The 1,852-nt window shown below is 42.9% G+C and carries 1 protein-coding gene; it reads right to left on the bottom strand.

The window, feature by feature from the left end:
- Window positions 1–456 precede the first annotated feature (456 nt).
- The coding region (gene recD2, locus FNW02_RS38025) for an SF1B family DNA helicase RecD2 (RefSeq protein WP_191762614.1) at window positions 457–1,852 on the bottom strand (1,396 nt) is incomplete at its 5' end.

Below are 1,852 nucleotides of genomic sequence, written 5' to 3'. Positions count from 1 at the left end.
ACCCATCTAAAGCCTAAACGATAATTTTCATATCCTGGGAGGAGGTAAAGTATGCGTTCTGATTCACCTGTGAAACTTCCCTTTGTAAACCCAAAGTGGTCAAGAATTTCAACTAATTTGACAAAATTAACATCAGACATCTTAAATAATCCTTTATTTGAATAGCTGGCTTTTGATGTATGTTATGTTTTCAAATTAATTTAAAAAGTTCAACTATTAAACTAAAGATTTAGACATAAATAGTTTTGTTATGTTCCGCTGAAAGTAGTTGTTGAAACTGATTCCAGTTATCTAAATTAGAAAAATACTAGAAGTTTGTAAATTTTTCTACCTATCTTAATGATTAATCTCAAAAAAGTAATCAGATTAAATGAAAAGATGAGACATAATTGTTGAGCTTATGTCTATTTTTGCTCCCAGGATGATCCATTGAAGAAGGCAGCATTGCTACCTTCTTCAAGAATTTAAATTACCTACTGATGAACGCCCAGCATGAATCAACCGATGCTGTAACCTTGTGTAACGCTCTTTGTCATCAGTAGAACGCACTGCCAGGGAAATTGCTTTTTTAGCACCAACGACAATGGCTAGCTTTTTGGCACGGGTTAGCCCAGTGTAAAACAGATTGCGCGACAGCATCATATAGTGTTGCATATAGATTGGCAGAATCACCACCGGATACTCTGACCCCTGGCTTTTATGCACAGTAACGCTCCAGGCGAGGGCAATTTCATTCAAGTCTGCGTAATCGTAAATAACAGTACGCTCACCATATTGCACAATTACTTCTTGCTCAACAGTATCAATGCTCTGGATAATTCCCAAGTCGCCGTTGAAAACTTCGCGGTTGTAGTCGTTTGTTAATTGGATGATGCGATCGCCCTCTCGCAATAAAATCCCGCCTCTGGTAATTTCCACCTTTTCCGGCGCAGGAGGATTAATCAACTGCTGCAACACGGTGTTTAGATTACGTGTACCAACTAATCCTCGTGTCATGGGGCAAAGGACTTGAACATCAGTTGCCGGATTAAAGCCTAAGCGAGGAATTAAGTCAGTAATTAACTCGCAGATTGCTTGAACACCGTGCTCAGGCTCAAATCCGCCGCCGTGCCAAAGACAGTCAGACACGGGATTATCACTTATTGGCTCGATTGTAGGGTAAATCCCAAGATTAATTTGATGTGCGGCAGTAATAATGGCGCTCTGCTGGGCTTGGCGGAAAACTTGGGTTAATCGCACTACAGGCACACGACCAGAATTGATGAGGTCAGCGAGGATTTGACCAGGCCCAACCGAGGGTAACTGGTCGATATCTCCCACTAATAATAGTTGTGAACCAAGGGCGATCGCCTTAACTAAAGAATACGCCAGAAACAAATCAAGCATCGATGCTTCATCCGCAATAATTGCATTATGGGGTAAAGGATTTTCGCTACCGCATTTAAAACCCATTGTTTTCGGGTCGAATTCCAACAAGCGGTGAATAGTCTTAGCCTCTAGCTGGGTCATCTCGCCCAAGCGTTGAGCAGCGCGTCCAGTGGGAGCAGCAAGGGCGATAGATTTACCCATTGCTTGCCACAAGCTAACGATCGTGTGGGTGGTGAAAGTTTTGCCGCAACCAGGGCCACCAGTCAAAATCATTACACGAGAGTAAGCAGCCATTTCTACCGCTAGCCGCTGCTGCTCTGAAAGCTGGATTTTGCGAGTCTTGGTAAAGCGCTCGATCCAGTCACTCACACGCGGCATATCTTGTACAACTGATTGGCTTAACTTGTTGTGTATCAGTTGTGCTAAGTTCTGTTCAGTGTGAAAGTAAGTCGGTTTGTAGCACAGCAGTGTTTGGTCTTCACCC

Origin of the sequence: Komarekiella delphini-convector SJRDD-AB1, assembly GCF_014831675.1 — a bacterium.
Taxonomy (GTDB): Bacteria; Cyanobacteriota; Cyanobacteriia; order Cyanobacteriales; family Nostocaceae; genus Komarekiella.
Note: the sequence above shows the minus strand (reverse complement) of the source record. Positions and strands in the feature narration are given on the sequence as shown.